This window comes from Kribbella sp. NPDC050820, from assembly GCF_040653975.1.
Lineage (GTDB): Bacteria > Actinomycetota > Actinomycetes > Propionibacteriales > Kribbellaceae > Kribbella.
The window spans coordinates 1-17,660 of sequence record NZ_JBFAHB010000035.1; the positions used below are offsets into that span (position 1 = coordinate 1).

Here is a 17,660-nt window from a genome sequence, read left to right on the forward strand (position 1 = left end):
GCAAGCTCGGCGATCCGGCCCGCGTCCGTCACGTCTCCCGCGACCAGGTCGACACCGCCTTCCGTCGTACGCGCGACCGCAGTCACCTCACCTCCGGGCGGTAGACCGCTCGGTTGTCAAGTCCGGGACATGGTCTGGGTGCCGATGACGGCGAGCAGCCGGAGTGCCTCGTCGGAGGGTGAGCCCGGCTCTGCGGTGTAGAGGATGACGCGCTGGTCGCGCTCCGGGACGACCAGGACCTCGCAGACCACGTCGATCCGGCCGACCTCGGGGTGGAAGATCGTCTGGCACATGCTGTGTTGCCGGGACACATCGTGGAACGACCAGATCTTCGCGAACTCCTCGCTGCCCGCCAGCAGGTCCGCGACGAGCCCGGCGATGCCGGGATCGTTCGGGTAGCGGCCGGTCGCCCCGCGCAGGTCGGCCGCGGTCGCGAACGCGAAGTCGTGGGTCGCTGTCTCGCCGAACCGCTCCGCCTGCTTGTCGCCGTGCAGGAACCGCAGCCGGAGCAGGTTGCGCTCCTTGACCGGCAGCGCCGAGAAGTCCGTGATCAGCGCGGCGGACAACGGGTTCCAGGCGAGGACGTCGTACTTCGCGTCGAGGACCAGGGCCGGTACGTCGAGACGCGCCACCATCCGCAGGACGCCGACCCGGACGTCGGTTGGTGGGCCTGGCGGCGGACCGGGTTGCTCACCGGCCAGGCGGAACAGGTGGTCGCGCTCGTCGTCGTTCAGTCGGAGGGCCCGGGCAAGGCCGGTGAGCACCGGTCGTGACGGGCGTGGACCGCGGCCTTGCTCGAGCCGGGTGTAGTAGTCGGTGGACATCGTGGCCAGGCTCGCGACCTCCTCGCGGCGCAGTCCGGGGGTGCGCCGGCGCAGGCCCGCGGGCAGGCCGACATCGGCGGGCTTCAGCGCCTCCCGCCGTAGCCGTAAGAAATCTGCGAGCTGTCCCCGGTCCATGGACCAAGGATTCCAGGCGCCGCAAACCGTAAACAGGGACTGCCGATCCCAGGTTCGGCCCACTCTGCCTGAGTCCGCTCGGCGGCCGCAGATTGGACCGCATGAACACGAAGATCGCGCTCGTCACGGGCGCCAACAAAGGCATCGGCAAGGAGATCGCGCGGCAGCTCGGGGCGGCCGGGTTCACCGTGCTGGCAGGGTCCCGGGACCTCGCCCGGGGCGCGGCGGCAGCGAAGGAGCTGGTTGCCGAGGGCTACGAAGTGGAGGCGGTGCAGCTGGACGTGACGGACGAGGCGTCGGTGCGGGCCGCGGCCGGCCGGATCGAGGCGGAGTACGGGCGGCTGGACGTGCTGGTGAACAACGCGGCGATCATCCCGCCTGGCGACGACGCGGTGTCCCGCATCGAGGGCGACGTACTGCGGGAGGCGTTCGAGGTGAACGTGTTCGGGCTGGTCGGGGTGACGCAGGCGATGCTGCCGTTGCTGCGGAAGGCGGAGCAGGCCCGGGTGGTCAACATGTCGACTTCGCTGGCGTCGTTCGAGCTGGTCGGCGATCCGGAGTCGCCGTTCTCGACGATGCTGATGCTGGGGTACAACGCGTCCAAGGCGGCGGTGAACATGGTGACCGTGATGCTGGCCAACGAGCTGCGCGGGAGCGGCATCCTGGTGAACGCGGCCGACCCCGGCAACTGCGCGACGGACATGGGCGGCTGGGACGCGCCGCGGACGCCGGAGCAGGGTGCGGCCGTCGCGGTCCGGCTGGCGACGCTGGACGCGGGCGGGCCGACCGGTGAGGTGCAGGCCGAGGAGGGGCGGTTGCCGTGGTGAGCGACCTCCCCGGCGGACGTCAGACCAGAGCGCCGGACGTCATCAGGGCGCCGGACGTCTTCAGGGCGCCCGTAGTCAGACCAGAGCGCCGGACCAGGCGAGGGCTTGTTTGAGGAGCTGGCCGCGGCCGCCTTCGAGGTCGCCCAGCAGGCTCGGCTCGAGGGCTTCCTTCGGGGTCAGCCACGTGAGCTCGAGGGCGTCCTGGCGCGGGTTGCACTCGCCGGTCACCGGGACGACGTAGACGAGGGCGACGGCGTGCTGGCGGGGGTCGTGCAGCGGGCTGATCCCGGGCAGCGGGAAGTACTCCGCGACCGTGAACGGCACCGGGCTGACCGGCAGCCGGGGAAACGCCGCCGGGCCGAGGTCCTTCTCGATGTTGCGCAGCAGCGCGTCGCGGATCGACTCGCCGTGCAGCACGCGCCCTGACACCAGCGTCCGGGTGATCTGTCCGGCGGTCGTGGCCGACCCGCGCAGCAGTACGCCGACATGCTCGATCTGCCCGTTGGCGTCGACACGCGCCGGGACGGCCTCGACGTACAGGATCGGAACCCGGGTGCGGGTCTCCTCGAGCGCGAACTCGGAGAGCCAGCCGGGGTTCGGGTCAGGGGTGCGAAGGGAACTCATGGTGACCATCTTTGCCCACCACCCCACCCCCTGCCCGCCCAGTCCCATTCCCGCGCGTCGCCGCTACGGGCGGAAGGTTGCTCGGTAGCTGGAGGGGCTGAGGCCGAAGGTGGAGCGGAAGCGGCGGGTGGCGTGGCTCGGGTCGTGCCAGCCGACCATCGCCCCGATGGCGGCGATCGGCAACTCGGTCTCGATCAGCAGGCCGGCAGCGCGCTCGGCCCGGAGGCGGTTCAGGTACGCCATCGGTGAGATGCCTGCGGTCCGCCCGAACAGCCGGACCAGGTACCCCGGTGCGAGGTTCACCAGACCGGCCAGCCGGTCCAGCGTCCACGGCTCGTCGATGCTTGCCTCCAGCAATCGCATCGCGTGCTGCACCGCGGGATGGGCCGGCTCAGGCGACTCGCCGCCGCGGACGAGCGCGCCGGACAGCAACCCGAACACGTCCGGACCAAGGTACGCGTTGCGGAGCACGAGCCCGTCGCAGTCGGTGTACCCGTGCCACTCACCCGGCCGGAGCACCACGACCGAGTCCGGTTCGAGCGTGACCTCGCCGGCCGCCGAGAGGTGGATGCCGCGGCCGGCGATCACGACCGCGATCTCGAAGAACGCGTGGCTGTGCGGTGCGACGTCGGCGACCAGTTCGAGGCGTTCACCGGCGACCGGGAGGCGCTGGTCCGCGAAGACCTCACTGCTGAGGACCTTGTGCATTGCCGACCTCCGGAGGTCAGGATCAGTCAAGTTCTGGTCAACTGCTGCCTGTCCTCACCGTCGTGCGTGCCCGAGGCTGGAAGCACCAACCAGGCAACGGATTCCGAGGAGCCGACCGATGACCACCACCGACCCTACGACAGCCGCGCAGCTGGATGAAGAGACCATTTCGGCCTACCGCCGCGACGGCGTCGTCCGGATCCGGAACATCATCAGCGCCGACGAGGCGGCCCGGTTCCGGGACGCGGCCGCGGCGGCGAGCGGGATCGCTGCCGACAACGCGAGCGAGTCGCCGATCTTCAACCAGTACGTCAACATCTGGCGGCAGGACGACGTACTGCAGGAGCTCACCCTGGACCCGCGGCTCGCCGCCGCGGCGACGGCGCTGGCCGGGGTTCCGCTGCGGCTGTGGCACGACCAGTTGCTGATCAAGCCGCCGCACAACGGCGCGGCCACCGAGTTCCACCAGGACGCGCCGTACTGGCCGCACGGTGGCTCGCGGCACTCACTGTCCGTGTGGGTGGCGCTGGTCGACGTACCGGTGGAGCGCGGGTGCATGACGTTCATCCCGGGCTCGCACGACCACCAAGACCTGCGCCGGCAGGACTTGTCCGACCGCGACGACATGTTCCGGGCTGCGCCGGATCTGCGCTGGGAGGAGCGGCTCACGATCCCGCTGCGGGCCGGTGACTGCACCTTCCACAACGCCTATCTGGCGCACTCCGCGACGCCGAACCTGACCGACGACCCGCGGATCGCGCACGTGGCGATCTACGTCGACGCCGAGGCGACGTACACGGGCGCCCGGCACGTCGTCACCGACGGGCTCGGCCTGACCGTGGGCGAGCCGCTCGAGCACGAGCTGTTCCCTCGGTTCTGAGTATTTTCACGCCGTGACATAAGTTGTCAGGGTGCGTCTGCTCACTGACATCCGGCCGTTGAAGGAGTCGCCGGACTTCCGCCGGCTTTGGGTCGGGTCGACGGTGTCCCAGCTCGGCCAGCAGATGACCGCGGTGACGGTGTCGATCCAGGTCTACGCGTTGTCGCACTCGACGTTCGCGGTCGGGCTGGTCGGGCTGTGCTCACTCGTCCCGCTGATCGTGTTCGGGTTGTACGGCGGGGCGATGGCCGACGCGATCGACCGTCGTACTCTCGCACTCGTCTCGTCGGCCGGACTGTGGCTGCTCTCGATGGTCCTGGTGCTGCAGTCCCAGCTGCAGTGGAACCAGACCTGGGTCCTGTACGCCGTCGTGGCCTGCCAGTCGGCGTGCTTCGCGGTGAACAACCCGGCGCGGTCGGCGATCATCCCGCGGCTGATCCGGCCCGAGCTGCTGCCGGCCGCGAACACGCTCAGCCAGGCCGCGTTCAACCTGGGCTTCACCGCCGGACCGTTGCTCGGTGCGGCGGTGATCGCCTGGCAGGGGTTCGCGGCGGCGTACCTGATCGACGTGCTGACCTTCACCGCGGCGCTGTACGCGTTGTTCCGGCTGCCGTCGGTGCCGCCGACCGGTGAGGTGCGCCGGGCCGGCCTGCGGTCGGTGCTCGAGGGATTCACCTTCCTGCGGGCGGCACCGGCACTGCTCGCGACGTTTCTGGCCGACATCCTGGCGATGGTGTTCGCGCAACCCCGGGCGCTGTTCCCGGCGGTCGCGGGCGCGTTCTTCGGCGGGGGAGTCCGCACGGTCGGCCTGCTGCAGGCGGCGCCGGCGATCGGGGCGCTGATCGGCGTCGTATTCTCCGGCTGGGTGACCCGGGTACGGCGCCAAGGCGTGGCGATCGTGGTCGCCATCACGGTCTACGCCGCCGCGGTCGGACTCTTCGGGCTGTACCGCACGATCTGGCTCGGGGTCGCGCTGCTCGCACTGTCGGGGGCGGCCGACATGGTCAGCTCGGCGTACCGGAACACCGTCCTGCAGTCGGCCGCGCCGGACGCGATGCGCGGGCGGCTCCAGGGCGTCTTCATCGTCGTGGTCGCCGGCGGCCCGCGCCTGGGCGACTTCGTCGCGGGCACGGCGGCGTCGCTCACCACCCCGACCATCGCCCTCCTCGGCGGCGCCGCCGTCTGCATCGCCGGACTGTTGCTGCTCCTCGCCCGCAACCGCCCGTTCCGGGTCTACGACTCCAGGACGCGGGAGCTGAACTAGCCGCCGGTCACCAGCTTCTTGACGACCGTCGGCCAGGAGTCGACGTCCGGGTTGATCTGCTCCATCGGCTTGCCGTCGACGGTGACCACCTTGCGGTCGCCGAGCGGCTTCTTCAGCTTGTAGGAGGTCAGCGAGACGTTGTCGGTCTCCGGGCAGGGCTGGTTCGCGTCGATCAGGACCACGACCTTGTCCTCCTCCTCGGTGATCCGCAGGTCGGAGGCGCACTCCATAACGGTCCCGATCAGCAGGTCGGCCTCGTCGTACTTGGGCGGGTTCTGGATCCAGCGCAGGTACGTCGGCTTCTTCTTGTGCACCACCTGGTACGCCGGGACCGGTTGCGCGCTGTCCTTGGTCGTCGAACCGGTGCCGTCGCCGAAGAAGGTGCCGTAGATCATCCCGATGCACGGGTCCTCGGCGGCCTCGCCGTGCAGTGCGCCCCATGCGGTGGCCGCCTGGTAGCAGGCGTTCGACTCGCGGTTCAGCTGGATGTTGAAGCCGAGCAGTGCGAGCGCGGCGACGACCAGGAAGCCGGCCAGCATCCGGCGCGACTTGATCTGCTGCGGCCCGAGCACCCCGGCCGGCCGCTGGGCCTGCTCCTGATTCTGCGCTTGATTCTGGGCCTGATTCCGGGCCTGATCCTGCCCTGGATTCTGGGCCGGCTGGGCGTCCTCGGGGAACTGCCGGAACAGGCCCAGGATCGAGCTGGTCCACTGCGGATTGATCAGCGTCGGGATCGCGTACAGCAGGATCAGCCCGATCATCACGGCGATGGCGGGGAGGAGCGCCCAGTAATTTCGCACGGCAGCAAGATACGGGGCCATCGGGCCGTGCCCGAAAAACGGATACGCTTCGGAGGTGCCCGCAGAGACGTCCCAGACCCTCGACCGGGGACTCACCGTCCTCGAGTTGCTGGCGGACGCCCCGGACGGCCTCTCGATCACCGAGCTGGCCGCCGCCCTGGGCGTCAGCCGCACGGTGGTCTATCGGTTGGTGAACACGCTGGAGCTGCATCGGCTGGTCCGGCGTGACAGTGAAGGCCGGGCCCGGCTCGGTCTCGCGGTCCTGCACTACAGCCGGCGCGTTCAGCCCACGCTCCGTGACGCTGCGTTGCCGGTCCTGCGCTCGTTGGCGGAAGACACCGGTGCGACGGCGCACCTGACCGTCGCGGATGGTGACGAAGCGCTCGCCATCGCGGTGATCGAGCCGAGCTGGACCGACTTCCACGTCTCCTACCGGATGGGGTCGCGGCACGCGCTCGACCAGGGCGCCGCGGGGAAGGCGATCCTGGCCGGCCGCCGCAAACCCGACCCGGCCGGCCGGCCGTTCGTCGTCACCTCGGGCGAGCTCCAGGCCGGCGCGCAAGGCGTGTCGTCCCCGGTTCTCGGCGTACCGGGGGTCGAAGCCTCGATCGGCGTGGTCGTCCTCGGCAAACTCGACCGCGACTTCGTCGGCCCCCGAGTTGCCCGGGCCGCGATCGAGGTCGCCAAGCGACTCGCTTAGGCGGACCCCCACCCCATCACAATCGCTCCTCGAGCGGTGCCGCAGGCGGGGAGTCCGCTCGCCGGCCCGCATTGTGATGGCCTGGGCGTTCGGCAACCGCCTCGACCAGGGGCAGGACTCGGTGCGGGATCTGCTCGGCCAGCGCGATCACCGTCGAGGCTCGCTGGATGCCGCGGACGATGACGACCTGGTCGATGACGCGCTGGAGGTCGGCGTTGGAGCGGGCCACGATCCGGCACCAGAGATCCTCGGCGCCGGTGATCGTGTGGACCTCGAGGACCTCCGGGATCCGGGCCAGCGCCTCGGCGACCGCGGTGTGGCCGGAGCCCTGCTCGATCTGGAGAGTGGCGAACGCGGTCACCGGGTAGCCGATCGCGGTGGTGTCGATGTCCGGCCCCCAACCGCGGACCACGCCGTCACGTTGCAACCGGTCCAGCCGCGCCTGCACCGTGCCACGCGCGACCCCGAGCCGCCGCGACGCCTCCAGCACGCCGACCCGCGGCTCGGCCGCGAACAACGCCAGGATGCGGGCGTCCAGCGCGTCCACCGACATAACTTGCCTCCATCAATGGTCACCCTGACCAAATAGTCCAGCAACATCTGCACGATACTGCACAACCTGCCCAGTCAAACAGGGATGTGTTGCGCAACCTGTCCCGCCGCAGCAGGCTCATCGGCACGAACCCGAACCGGGAGGACCACGATGACCAGCACCGACCTCACCCCCGCAGAGCTCGACGCCGATCTCGACCTCGACCAGTTGAAGCAACTCGTCGGCCTGGTGCCGTACGACGAGAGCACCGACCCGTTCCCCGTGCACGCGATGGACGCCGTGGTGTTCGTGGTCGGCAACGCCACCCAGACCGCGAAGTACTACCAGCTCGCGTTCGGGATGGACCTGGTCGCGTACTCCGGCCCGGAGACCGGCAACCGGGACAGCAAGGCGTACGTGCTCAAGGCCGGCTCGGCCCGCTTCGTCATCACCGGCGGGGTCAGCCCGAAGAGCCCGCTGCTCGACCACCACCGCCGGCACGGCGACGGCGTGGCCGACCTCGCGCTCGAGGTCCCGGACGTGGACAAGTGCATCGAGCACGCCCGCCGGCAGGGCGCCGTCGTACTCGAGGAGCCGAACGACGTCACCGACGAGCACGGCACCATCCGCCGGGCCGCGATCGCCGCGTACGGCGACACCCGGCACACGCTGATCGACCGGAGCAAGTACTCCGGCCCGTACCTGCCCGGGTTCGTGGCCGCCAGCACCCAGGTGACTCGGCCGGAGGGGCACCCGAAGCGGCTGTTCCAGGCCGTCGACCACGTGGTCGGGAACGTCGAGCTCGGCAAGATGGACGAGTGGGTCGGGTTCTACAACAAGGTGATGGGCTTCGTGAACATGGCGGAGTTCATCGGCGACGACATCGCCACCGACTACTCCGCGCTGATGAGCAAGGTGGTGGCCAACGGCAACCACCGGGTCAAGTTCCCGCTGAACGAGCCGGCCATCGCGAAGAAGAAGTCGCAGATCGACGAGTTCCTGGAGTTCTACGACGGCGCCGGCGCCCAGCACATCGCGCTCGCCACCAACGACATCCTGCGCACCGTCGACATCATGCGGTCCAACGGCGTCGAGTTCCTGAACACGCCGGACTCGTACTACGACGACCCGGAGCTGCGGGCCCGGATCGGCAAGGTCCGGGTGCCGATCGAGGAACTGAAGAGCCGCGGCATCCTGGTCGACCGGGACGAGGACGGCTACCTGCTGCAGATCTTCACCAAGCCGATCGGCGACCGGCCGACGGTGTTCTACGAACTGATCGAGCGGCACGGCTCGCTGGGCTTCGGCAAGGGCAACTTCAAGGCCCTCTTCGAAGCCATCGAACGCGAACAAGAACGCCGCGGCAACCTCTGACCCCCGACCCGTTTCAGCGGATATCCCCGTGTGTTGTGGGTTCTCCCCTCGTCGGCAAGGGGAGAACCCACACGCGCGGGGGATATCCCCTGGTGCGCGGTGGGCGGTTAAGCGGTTGCCTGTTGCTGGGTGCAACTTATTACGGCGTGTCGCCGTCCGATTACCGGAATGACTGTCAAGGCAGGGGCCGTTCGGCTAGTGTGCCCGGTGAGTGTGCGTCGGGGCGTACATTCAGGAAGGGTTTCGTCATGAAGACACTGGGCATTCTGCTCAGCACTGCGGGCCTGGCCGGGGTGGGCGCGATCACCCTCGCCGCGACGCCGGCCCAGGCGGCCGAAGCCGCCGCCTGCTCGGGCGCCAAGTCGATCGCGTCGGCGCCGATGCTGCGGGACAACAAGCCACCCAGTTGGGGCACGATCCGGCTCGTCCGGGACAACTGCTATCAGTACTGGGCGGAGGTCACCATGGCGTCGCCGATGCCGGCCAACGCGAAGGCCAACGCCTACCTGGTGCAGTACGGCGGCGGCAGCAACGGCCGGGTGCTCAGCTGTGACAGCAGCGGCGGCAACGGGTCGGTGGTGAAGGGCCAGCGAACCTGCCGGACGCCGAAGGTGAAAGCGACCGCGGGCGGCATCACCTTCGTCGCGATCGGCCGCGAGTTCCACAACTACGGCGGCGGCTACGAGGAGATCTCGGAGAACTCCACCCGCCGAACCCGCTGACCGACCGTCCTGATCCGGACACCACCGCCCTGCGCACAACCGCTCAGTAATCACGAGTGCCCCGCGCCGGATGGCGCTTGGCGCTTGCGGCGCCCATGCACGCACCTCACGGCACTTGCCCAGCGCCCACGATGCTCCGCATCGAGGCCACTGCTCAAGCACCGCGATGCACGCACCTGGACACCGCAATCACTCAAGCGACATCCGACGCGGGGCACTAGGCTCGAACCATGAGTGACGTGGTCGAGCAGTTGCGGCAGGCGTTGCCCGCTGAGGCGCTGGTGACGGATCCGGACCGGATGGAGAGTTTCCGGTACGACCGGGCGATGTTCTGCCCGGCGGGGATGCCGCTCGCCGTCGTCCTGGCCCGGGAGACCGCGCACGTGCAGGCCGCCGTACGGATCGCGTCGGAGGCCGGCGTGCCCGTCGTACCGCAGGGGGCGCGGTCGGGGCTGTCCGGCGCGGCCAACGCGCTGGACGGCTGCATCGTGATCTCGCTGGAGAAGATGGACCGGATCCTGGAGATCGAGCCGGTCGACCGGTACGTCGTCACCCAGCCGGGCGTCTACAACGCCGTGCTGTCGCGGGCGGTCGAGGAGCAGGGGCTGTTCTACCCGCCGGACCCGTCCAGCTGGGAGTTCTGCTCGATCGGCGGCAACCTGTCCACGAACTCCGGCGGCCTGTGCTGCGTGAAGTACGGCGTGACGACGGACTACGTGCTCGGCCTGGAGGTCGTCCTCGCGGACGGGCGGGTGCTGCGGACGGGGCGCCGTACGGTCAAGGGAGTCGCCGGGTACGACCTGGCCAAGCTGCTCGTCGGCAGTGAGGGCACGCTCGGCATCATCACCGAGGCGACGCTCGCGCTGCGCCCGCTGGCCGCCCGGCCACGGACGATGGCCGCGCTGTTCGACTCCGGCGTCGCAGCCGGCCAGGCGATCACCGAGATCATCCGCAGCGGCGTGTCGCTCAGCCTGCTGGAGATCATGGACCGGACCACGATCGCCGCGGTGAACGCGTACAAGCGGATGGACCTGCCGACCGAGGCGGCCGCGATGCTGCTGGCCCAGTCGGACGCCGGTGGCGAGGCGGGCGCCGCGGACGTCGCGACCGTGGCCAAGCTGTGCCGCGAGCACGGTGCGATCGAGTGCCTGGAAGCCGAAGACCCCGCCGAGGGCGAACTGCTGCTGGAGGCCCGGCGGGCCGCGCTGCTCGCGCTCGACCAGCTCGGTACGACGATGATCGACGACGTCTGCGTGCCGCGTTCCCGGCTGGCCGAGTTCATCGGCCGGACCGAGGCGCTGGCGAAGGAGCTCGACATCACCGTCGGTGTGCTCGGGCATGCCGGCGACGGCAACATGCACCCGACCGTGGTCTTCGACCCGACCGACCCCGGCCAGGCCGAGCGGGCCCAGCAGGCGTTCGACCGGATCATGGAGATCGGGCTCGCGCTCGGTGGCACGATCACCGGCGAGCACGGGGTCGGCGTGCTGAAGCGGACCTGGCTGGCCGAGGAGATCGGCCCGGTCGCGCTCGACGTGCACCGGGCGATCAAGGCCGCGCTGGACCCGAAGAACATCCTGAACCCGGGCAAGGTGGTGGCCGAGTAGGGCGGCTGTGACCCAACCGCAACGGAACTGCCGAGGCCATTCGACGTCCATGGCCGTCGAATGTGACGTCCGGCCAGCACTATGGAAGGCAGTTGTCTGAATCTCCCGGGGGAATCGATGAGGCAGGGTAGGAGGCGCCCTATGCGCATGTGGCGAACCGGGCGCGCCTCCGCCGGTGCCTGTCGCCGGACCCTGCTGACCGCGGTCGTGACTGCCTCCGCCCTGGTCGGCCTGTCTGCCTGCGCGAACGGCGGCGGCCTGCGGGTCGAGGGCGCCGACGCGCCGGCCACCAGCGCGGCTCCCTCCGGCAGCCCCTCGGTGATGGGCGAGGGGATCGCTCCAGAGGAGACCGTCCGGACCCCCGCAGCGGCCGTCGACCTGGCCCAGGTGCGGGTCAAGCTGCTGGCCGACAAGCGCCTTCCGGACATCTCCCGGCGGGTGCTGACGAATTGCACGGTGATTTCGCGTTGCCTGAGCAGGGGTAAGTCCGTTGATGTTATGCACAACGGAACGCCTCAGCAGATCGTCCTGATCCACACCATCGAGAACTTCGTCTTCGGTATCTTCCTGATCGCGCTCGAACCCGCCGGTCCGCGGCCGATCTGGAGCCTGAAGGTCGAGCAGCCGACGATCAACGCCAGCCCGCAGGGTGACCTGGTGGTCGAGTCGAAGATCTACACACTCGACGACAAGGTCTGCTGCCCCTCGGGTCGGCGGGTCGAGGTCTACCGTTGGAACGGCCGGCAGATGACCAAGGTGAGCTCGACGGACAACAAGGGAGACTGAAGTTCGGTGGTACCGGAAGAACCGGCAGCGCGGATCCTGATGGTCGAGGACGACGCGGTGATCCGTGAGGCAACCCAGTTGACCCTCGAGCGGCACGGCTACGACGTCACCACGGCCGAGGACGGCCTGGAGGCGATCGAGCGTTTCGAGAAGATCCACCCGGACGTCGTGATGCTCGACATCATGCTGCCCGGGCTGGACGGCATCTCGGTGTGCCGCCGGATCCGCGAGACCAGCACCGTCCCGATCGTGATGGTGTCCGCCCGCGGCGACGCGCTGGACGTCGTACTCGGGCTGGAAGCGGGTGCGGACGACTACGTGACCAAGCCCTTCGACACCCAGGTCCTGGTGGCCCGGCTGCGCGCGGTGATGCGGCGGGCGGTGTCCGACCCGGAGCGGCCGGCGCCGACGGCCGGGTCCGGCGTGGAGTCGTTCGGCGACCTGGAGCTGGACCGGGAGGCGCTGGAGGTACGGCGGGGCGGCTCGTCCGTCCAGCTCACGCCGACCGAGCTCAAGCTGCTGATCGAGTTCGCCAACAATCCCGGGGTCGTGCTCAGCCGCTCCACGCTGCTGCAGCGGGTCTGGGACTACGAGTGGGGCGGCGACGGCCGGCTCGTCGACGTGCATCTGCAACGGCTGCGAACCAAGATCGGGGCCGACCGCATCGAAACCGTTCGCGGATTCGGATACAAGCTGCGGGCCTAATAGTGTCCTCCGGAGGCACACCGACCTAGGACGGAAGGCACTGACGTGGGACTGCGCGGGAAGCTCGGTCTGATCTTCCTGTTGGTCTCGTCGCTCGCGATCCTGGTGCTCTGCGTCGCGGTCTACACCCAGGCCCAGTCGGCCCGGCTGGACCGGACGCGGAGTTTCGCCGACGAGCGGATCCAGCTGGCCGCGTCCGCCTACGACCGCGACGGCGTGCCGGTGTTCGGGTCCAAGCTGGACGACCCGGACCTGCCGCCGCAGCTGCGGGACGCGGTGCTGGAAGGCAAGCGGGCGACGTTCAAGACCGGGTCGCCGAACGCGAAGATGTGGGCCGCGGTCGGGGTCAAGGACGGCAAGATCCTGTCGATCGTGCAGGACTACGAGACCAGCGACGACTCGATGAACGCGCTCCGGCAGGCGCTCATCCTCGGCGGGATCGGCACTGTCGGGCTGGTGGCGCTGGTCAGCGTGATCCTGGCCGGCAGCCTGTCCAAGCGGATCGTCGCGGTCGCCGGGACGGCGCGCCGGATCGCGGCCGGCGACCTGGATGCGTCCGCGGCCGAGGCGGTCGGCAAGGGCAAGGACGAGGTGCAGTCGCTCGCGACCGCCCTGGACACGATGGCCAGTTCGTTGCGCGGTCAACTGGAGGCCGAGCGACGGTTCACCGCTGACGTCGCGCACGATCTACGTACGCCGGTCACCGGGCTGACCACCGCCGCCGAGCTGCTGCCACCCGGGCGTCCGAGTGAACTGGTCCGCGACCGGGCCAAGGTGCTGCGACGACTCGTCGAGGACCTGCTCGAGATCGCCCGGTTCGACTCGGGCGTCGAGCAGGCCGACCTGGAGCTGGTCGGGCTGGGCGCGTTCGTCGGGTCGGCCGTCGGCCGGTTGCGGATGCAGCAGTCGCTCGCTCCGGACAGTGTCGTGGTCCACCAGAACGGCGCGGACGTCACGGTATCCACCGACTCGCGCCGGATCGAGCGGATCCTGGCCAACCTGATCGTCAACGGGCTGCGGCACGGCAAGCCGCCGATCGAGGTCAAGGTGTCCGGCCGGACCGTCGAGGTGGTTGACCACGGCAACGGGTACCCGGAGGAGTTGATTGCCGAGGGCCCGCGCCGGTTCCGGTCCGGGATGGCCGAGCGCGGCGTGGGTCACGGCCTCGGCCTGACCATCGCCGCCGGCCACGCCAAGGTCCTCGGCGCCGACCTGACCTTCGGTACCGCCCCCGGAGTGGGCGCCCTTGCCCGCCTGGTCCTCCCGCCCGAACCTGAGACTCAGTCTTAACCGCGAGTCCCACAGCGGCGCGCGGGTTGCCGGCCTCCGGGGGTGGTGACAGAAACTGGGGGCCTTGCAGAGGAAATAGCCTGTGCAGGGCCCCCAGTTGGCGTGGTCGGGGCCCGCTACCTGGTCCCGTAGACGTTCAGCTCGGCGGCCGAGCCGAAGACCGCGCCGTTGAGCGAGCTCGTGCCGACGAACTTCACGTACCGGCCGGGCTTGGCGGTGAAGCTGAGCCGCTGGTTGGCCGTCGAGTTCGGGAACTCACCGGTCGCGACCGGCGTGCCCCAGTCCTGGCCGTCGGCGCTGACGTAGAGCTCGTAGCCCTTGAACATCCCGTTCGTCCCGCTCTGCCGCGGCAGGTAGCCGAACCCGTCCACCTGGTACGTCGATCCGAGGTCGAGCGTGATGTGGTGCGGGAAACCGGCCGGCGGCGACACCTGAGACCAGGCGGAATGCCAGAGTGTGCTGGGGTTTCCGTCCAGCGCCTCGGTCGCGGCCCCACCGGTGGCGACGTCCTCACTGCTCACGTCGGCCACCGTGATCCGGGACTGCGGCACGATCCCCGGCGGCAGGACGGTCGCCTCTGCGGTGGTCGTCGCGCGGCCACCTGTTGCCGTCAGCATGTACTTGCCTTCCGGCGTGCCGGCCGGCGGCGTGACATCCCACTTCGTCGTCACACTGGTGCCCGCAGCAACGGTCGCGTGGGTCGCCGGAGTCGTTGCCGTGACCGTCCAGCCGTCGGGAGCGGTCAGCCCCAGCGTGATGTCTTTGGCGGCCACAACGTCGTTGTTGGTGAACGTGGTGACGAGGGTGTTCGCCTCGCCGGAGACCAGGCCGGTCACGCCGGTCAGCGCGATCGACGTGCAGTCGGCCGGCTCGGACGTCGTACCCAGGTCGGTGACGGCGAAGTCGTCCAGGATGAAATCGGCCTGGTCGCCACCGCCGGACAGCTTGCGCAGGCCGACCCAGTAGTCGCCGCCGCAACCGGCCACGAACTCCTGGCTGAAGGTCGCCTTCGTCCGTCGCTCACCGATCGGCGCCGCCTTGACCTCGACGGAGTCCGGCCGGTCGACGCCCTGCACCCAGGCGTACTGGCCGGCGCGACCGCTCTCGTAGCCGAAGCTGACCCTGTACTTGTGACCGGGCTGGAAGTTCACCGTCCACGGCGTCGTGCGGTAGACGAGGCCCGCGTTCTCCTCGTGCGACTTGAGCGACCACTCGCCGTCGAGCACGTCGTCGACGAGCTTCCCGTTCCACCCTGCTTGCGTGTACGGCGCGTGCTTCTTCGCGAGGCTCGTCCGTGGGTCGGTGACACCGCCGGAGTCGCCCTTCACGAACGGGCCCCAGCCTTGGTCGACGTTCTCGAAGTCATCGACCAACCCCGCGGCGGGCCGCTTGGTCTCGACCACGCGGACGTCGTCGATCCGGACCTTGGCGGCGCCGGCCGCCGCTCCGACGGCAAGTTGAGCGGTGGTGCCCTTGGCGGTGAAGACGACGCGGACGCGCTGGTAGTACGCGTCGTGCTTGTCGTCCGAGGCAACCATGTTCTGGGCGGTCGAGCGGGTGATGGTGTTCTTGACGCCGTCGACGGTGATGGTGGTCGGACGGGACTTGCCGGGCTCGACCTCGATCCAGGCGGAGGCGCTGTAAGTGCGGCCGGCGGTGAGGCCGGTGATGCGCTGCCGCAGGGACGACGCCTTGGCGCCGAGACTCGCGACGTACTGACCGTTGTCCAGCCGGGCGATCGTCGCGCCGGTGGCGTCCCAGGCCTGCAGGTTGCCGGCGTTGAAGCCCGGGTCCTTCAGGTGCGAGCCGTCACCCCAGTTCGCCGGACTCGGGGTCGGCGCCGCGTCGGGGTAGAGGACGTAGGGCTGGCCGGCGGTGGCGTCGAGGGTGACGGCGCCGTTGCGGACCGGGGCGCTCGCGACCTTGACCCGGCCGGTGTCGGTCAGCTTGTAGACCGAGAACTTCTCGACCCGGTTGAAGGCTGCCGGGAGCTGCCAGGTGGTGCGGCCGCCGGCCGGGTTGTAGTGGTACAGCTTCTTGTTGCCGTCCCACGGCAGCAGGTACTTGTCGCCGTCGAGCACCTTCGCGGTTCCGTCGTACACGGTCCGCTTGCCGTTCTCGACCGTCCCCCGGACGCCGCCGGTGAAGCTGATGCCGTCGGCGTTCCAGTCGGTGATCTGCTGCTGCTGGAGGTACTTGGCCGGCAGGTTCTTCTGCCAGATGTTGGGGTAGAACGCGTTCCAGTCGGTCTCGCCGGTCCAGCCCTCGAATTCGACCAGGCTGGTCTGGCCGAGGATCGGGTCGTTGTTCCAGACGTCCTTCTCGTGGTTGCGGACGAACCGGATGATCTTCGAGTTCAGGCCCTTGTTGGTGGCGCCGCCGTAGTCGAGGTCGTTGGCCCAGTGCGACCACAGCGACGTCCGCTCGTGCCGGTCGGCCCACTCGGTGGCGATCTGCCACCCCTGATCAGCCAGCTGCCGGGTCAGGCCATCGGCCAGCCAGCCGGACTGGTAGTACACGTCGATGTACAGTTCCTGCAGGTTCGCGTCGGTCTCGTCGCGGAGCTGCTGGAACCGCTTCACGATGTTGCCGGAGGCAAGGTCAGGGCGCTGCTTGATGTAGTAGCTCTGGTTCAGCCAGTTCCAGCCCTTGGCGTTCTTGTCGACCAGGTCCTCGCTGAACGCGTTCGCCTCCGGGTACGACTCGGTCGCGTTCACGTGCACCCCGAAGGCGGCGTTCCAGGCCTTGCCCTTCTTCAGCAGGGTGTTGAGGTCGGCGAGACCGCCGGCCCGGGTGTTGTAGTTGCCGCCGTAGTCCGGGTGCGCCGAGTCGTGGCCCTCCGAGCCGTACCCCTTCAGCACCGCCATCTGGCCGAGGCCGTCGGTGGCCAGCGAGATCCGCTTCACGTCGTCCAGAGTGCGCAGGAACGGGTGCGTCGCCTGGCTGGCGAAGTTGAACGGGATGTGCGTGACGACGCGGTCCTTGACCTGGTCGCCGCCCTTCGGCCCGGTCATGATCGAGCGGAACGCGATCGCGCCGTCCTGCCAGTCGACCGTCTGGTCCTGGTTCGCGTCGGGGGTGACCACGACCTTCGCCCAGGGCAGCGGTTCGGTGTACGGCGAGGTGTCGGCGCGGTACGTCCACTGGCCGCTCCAGACGCCGACGCGGGTCGTGCCGTCGGCGGCCTTCCGGGCGCGGTGCCAGAACCGGGCGCCGTCGTCGACGGACTGGCCGGACGGCTTGTCGTAGACCGAGTTCGACTCGATGCCGGCGGCCAGGCCGGTGGTGTTCACGAAGGCGTACGCCGCTCCGGTCGCGGACGGCTCCGCGGGCGTTGCGGATGTGATCGGAGTGATCTTGTCCGCGGTCCGGGTCGAGTCGGGGTCGAGCGTGGTGAACGCGGTCGTCGCGCCGGTGTCGGTGCTGGCGACGGACACCAGATCGTGGTTCGGGATGTCGATCGTGTGCACCCGCGACGCCTCGGTGTCCCGGACGGCGTCGACCTTGAACGTCGTCACCCGCCCGGTCACGCTCAGGCTCGCGTCCAGCTCGACGCCGGGAAGCGCGTCGAAGGCGAGTTCGTACGACGCCGTGCTGCCGCTGACCGCGGGTGGCGCGGTCAGGTGCGCGGTCCGCGCGACACCGTCGATCGTGACTGTCGAGATCGTCTCCGGTTGGCCGCCGAGCGCCTGGCCGGACGCGTTGTCGACGTACTTGATCACGCGTGGGAAGTCGGCTCCCACGGTGACCGTCAGCTCGTTCGACCGCAGCGTCAGGCCGGCGGCGTGCGCGCCCGCAGGCACGCTCAGCACACCGGCAGCCAGCGCTACAGCCAGTACCCCATGCCCCACTGAACGTTTCATGCGGAGAAAGTTCGCACGT

General features: G+C 69.5%; 16 protein-coding genes. 10 read left to right on the plus strand and 6 right to left on the minus strand.

The genetic code is table 11. The features are described 5' to 3' along the window. Nucleotides 1-116: 116 nt before the first annotated feature. Complete coding sequence (locus AB0H36_RS26580; protein ID WP_360528836.1) at nt 117-959, minus strand: helix-turn-helix transcriptional regulator; 843 nt, start codon at nt 957-959, stop codon at nt 117-119. A gap of 101 nt (nt 960-1,060) precedes the next feature. On the opposite strand from AB0H36_RS26580, the gene AB0H36_RS26585 reads away from it, so the two are divergent. Next, entirely contained in the window at nt 1,061-1,786 is a 726-nt protein-coding gene (locus AB0H36_RS26585; protein WP_360528839.1) for an SDR family oxidoreductase, read from the plus strand. Nucleotides 1,787-1,861: 75 nt separating this feature from the next. Here AB0H36_RS26585 and AB0H36_RS26590 read toward each other — a convergent pair whose 3' ends face one another. Next, nucleotides 1,862-2,410 (minus strand): NUDIX hydrolase family protein, encoded by a 549-nt coding sequence (locus AB0H36_RS26590; protein WP_360528842.1) that lies wholly within the window; start codon nt 2,408-2,410, stop codon nt 1,862-1,864. A 63-nt stretch (nt 2,411-2,473) separates the two neighbouring features. After that, nucleotides 2,474-3,118: an AraC family transcriptional regulator gene (locus AB0H36_RS26595; protein ID WP_360528845.1), complete on the minus strand. Its 645-nt coding sequence runs from the start codon at nt 3,116-3,118 to the stop codon at nt 2,474-2,476. Nucleotides 3,119-3,236: 118 nt separating this feature from the next. Between AB0H36_RS26595 and AB0H36_RS26600 the strand changes: the two genes are divergently transcribed. After that, entirely contained in the window at nt 3,237-3,998 is a 762-nt protein-coding gene (locus AB0H36_RS26600; RefSeq protein WP_360528848.1) for a phytanoyl-CoA dioxygenase family protein, read from the plus strand. Nucleotides 3,999-4,029: 31 nt separating this feature from the next. Then, nucleotides 4,030-5,262, plus strand: a complete 1,233-nt coding sequence (locus tag AB0H36_RS26605) for an MFS transporter (RefSeq protein WP_360528851.1) — start codon at nt 4,030-4,032, stop codon at nt 5,260-5,262. Here AB0H36_RS26605 and AB0H36_RS26610 read toward each other — a convergent pair. Continuing rightward, complete coding sequence (locus AB0H36_RS26610; RefSeq protein ID WP_360528854.1) at nt 5,259-6,062, minus strand: hypothetical protein; 804 nt, start codon at nt 6,060-6,062, stop codon at nt 5,259-5,261. The two genes, AB0H36_RS26605 and AB0H36_RS26610, sit on opposite strands and share 4 nt — an antisense overlap. A 55-nt stretch (nt 6,063-6,117) precedes the next feature. On the opposite strand from AB0H36_RS26610, the gene AB0H36_RS26615 reads away from it, so the two are divergent. Beyond that, nucleotides 6,118-6,762, plus strand: a complete 645-nt coding sequence (locus AB0H36_RS26615; RefSeq protein WP_360528857.1) for a helix-turn-helix domain-containing protein — start codon at nt 6,118-6,120, stop codon at nt 6,760-6,762. Nucleotides 6,763-6,778: 16 nt separating this feature from the next. Here AB0H36_RS26615 and AB0H36_RS26620 read toward each other — a convergent pair whose 3' ends face one another. After that, nucleotides 6,779-7,315 (minus strand): Lrp/AsnC family transcriptional regulator, encoded by a 537-nt coding sequence (locus AB0H36_RS26620; protein ID WP_360528860.1) that lies wholly within the window; start codon nt 7,313-7,315, stop codon nt 6,779-6,781. A gap of 150 nt (nt 7,316-7,465) precedes the next feature. Here AB0H36_RS26620 and hppD point away from each other — a divergent pair, with 150 nt between their 5' ends. From hppD to AB0H36_RS26650, 6 genes are all read left to right on the plus strand, one after another. Beyond that, nucleotides 7,466-8,668 (plus strand): 4-hydroxyphenylpyruvate dioxygenase, encoded by a 1,203-nt coding sequence (gene hppD, locus AB0H36_RS26625; RefSeq protein ID WP_360528863.1) that lies wholly within the window; start codon nt 7,466-7,468, stop codon nt 8,666-8,668. Between the two features lie 248 nt (nt 8,669-8,916). Beyond that, nucleotides 8,917-9,390: a hypothetical protein gene (locus AB0H36_RS26630; protein ID WP_360528866.1), complete on the plus strand. Its 474-nt coding sequence runs from the start codon at nt 8,917-8,919 to the stop codon at nt 9,388-9,390. 230 nt (nt 9,391-9,620) lie between these two features. Beyond that, complete coding sequence (locus AB0H36_RS26635) at nt 9,621-10,997, plus strand: FAD-linked oxidase C-terminal domain-containing protein (protein WP_360528869.1); 1,377 nt, start codon at nt 9,621-9,623, stop codon at nt 10,995-10,997. Between the two features lie 141 nt (nt 10,998-11,138). Beyond that, nucleotides 11,139-11,783 carry a hypothetical protein gene (locus AB0H36_RS26640; protein WP_360528872.1) on the plus strand — a complete coding sequence of 215 codons (645 nt, stop codon included), beginning with the start codon at nt 11,139-11,141 and terminating at the stop codon, nt 11,781-11,783. 6 nt (nt 11,784-11,789) lie between these two features. After that, nucleotides 11,790-12,488: a two-component system response regulator CseB gene (cseB, locus tag AB0H36_RS26645; RefSeq protein WP_360528875.1), complete on the plus strand. Its 699-nt coding sequence runs from the start codon at nt 11,790-11,792 to the stop codon at nt 12,486-12,488. A gap of 45 nt (nt 12,489-12,533) precedes the next feature. Further along, nucleotides 12,534-13,778 (plus strand): HAMP domain-containing sensor histidine kinase, encoded by a 1,245-nt coding sequence (locus tag AB0H36_RS26650; protein WP_360528878.1) that lies wholly within the window; start codon nt 12,534-12,536, stop codon nt 13,776-13,778. A 116-nt stretch (nt 13,779-13,894) separates the two neighbouring features. Here the strand turns inward: AB0H36_RS26650 and AB0H36_RS26655 are convergent, their stop codons facing one another. Continuing rightward, nucleotides 13,895-17,641, minus strand: coding sequence for an endo-alpha-N-acetylgalactosaminidase family protein (locus AB0H36_RS26655; protein ID WP_360528881.1), 3,747 nt, complete (start codon nt 17,639-17,641; stop codon nt 13,895-13,897). Nucleotides 17,642-17,660 lie beyond the last annotated feature (19 nt).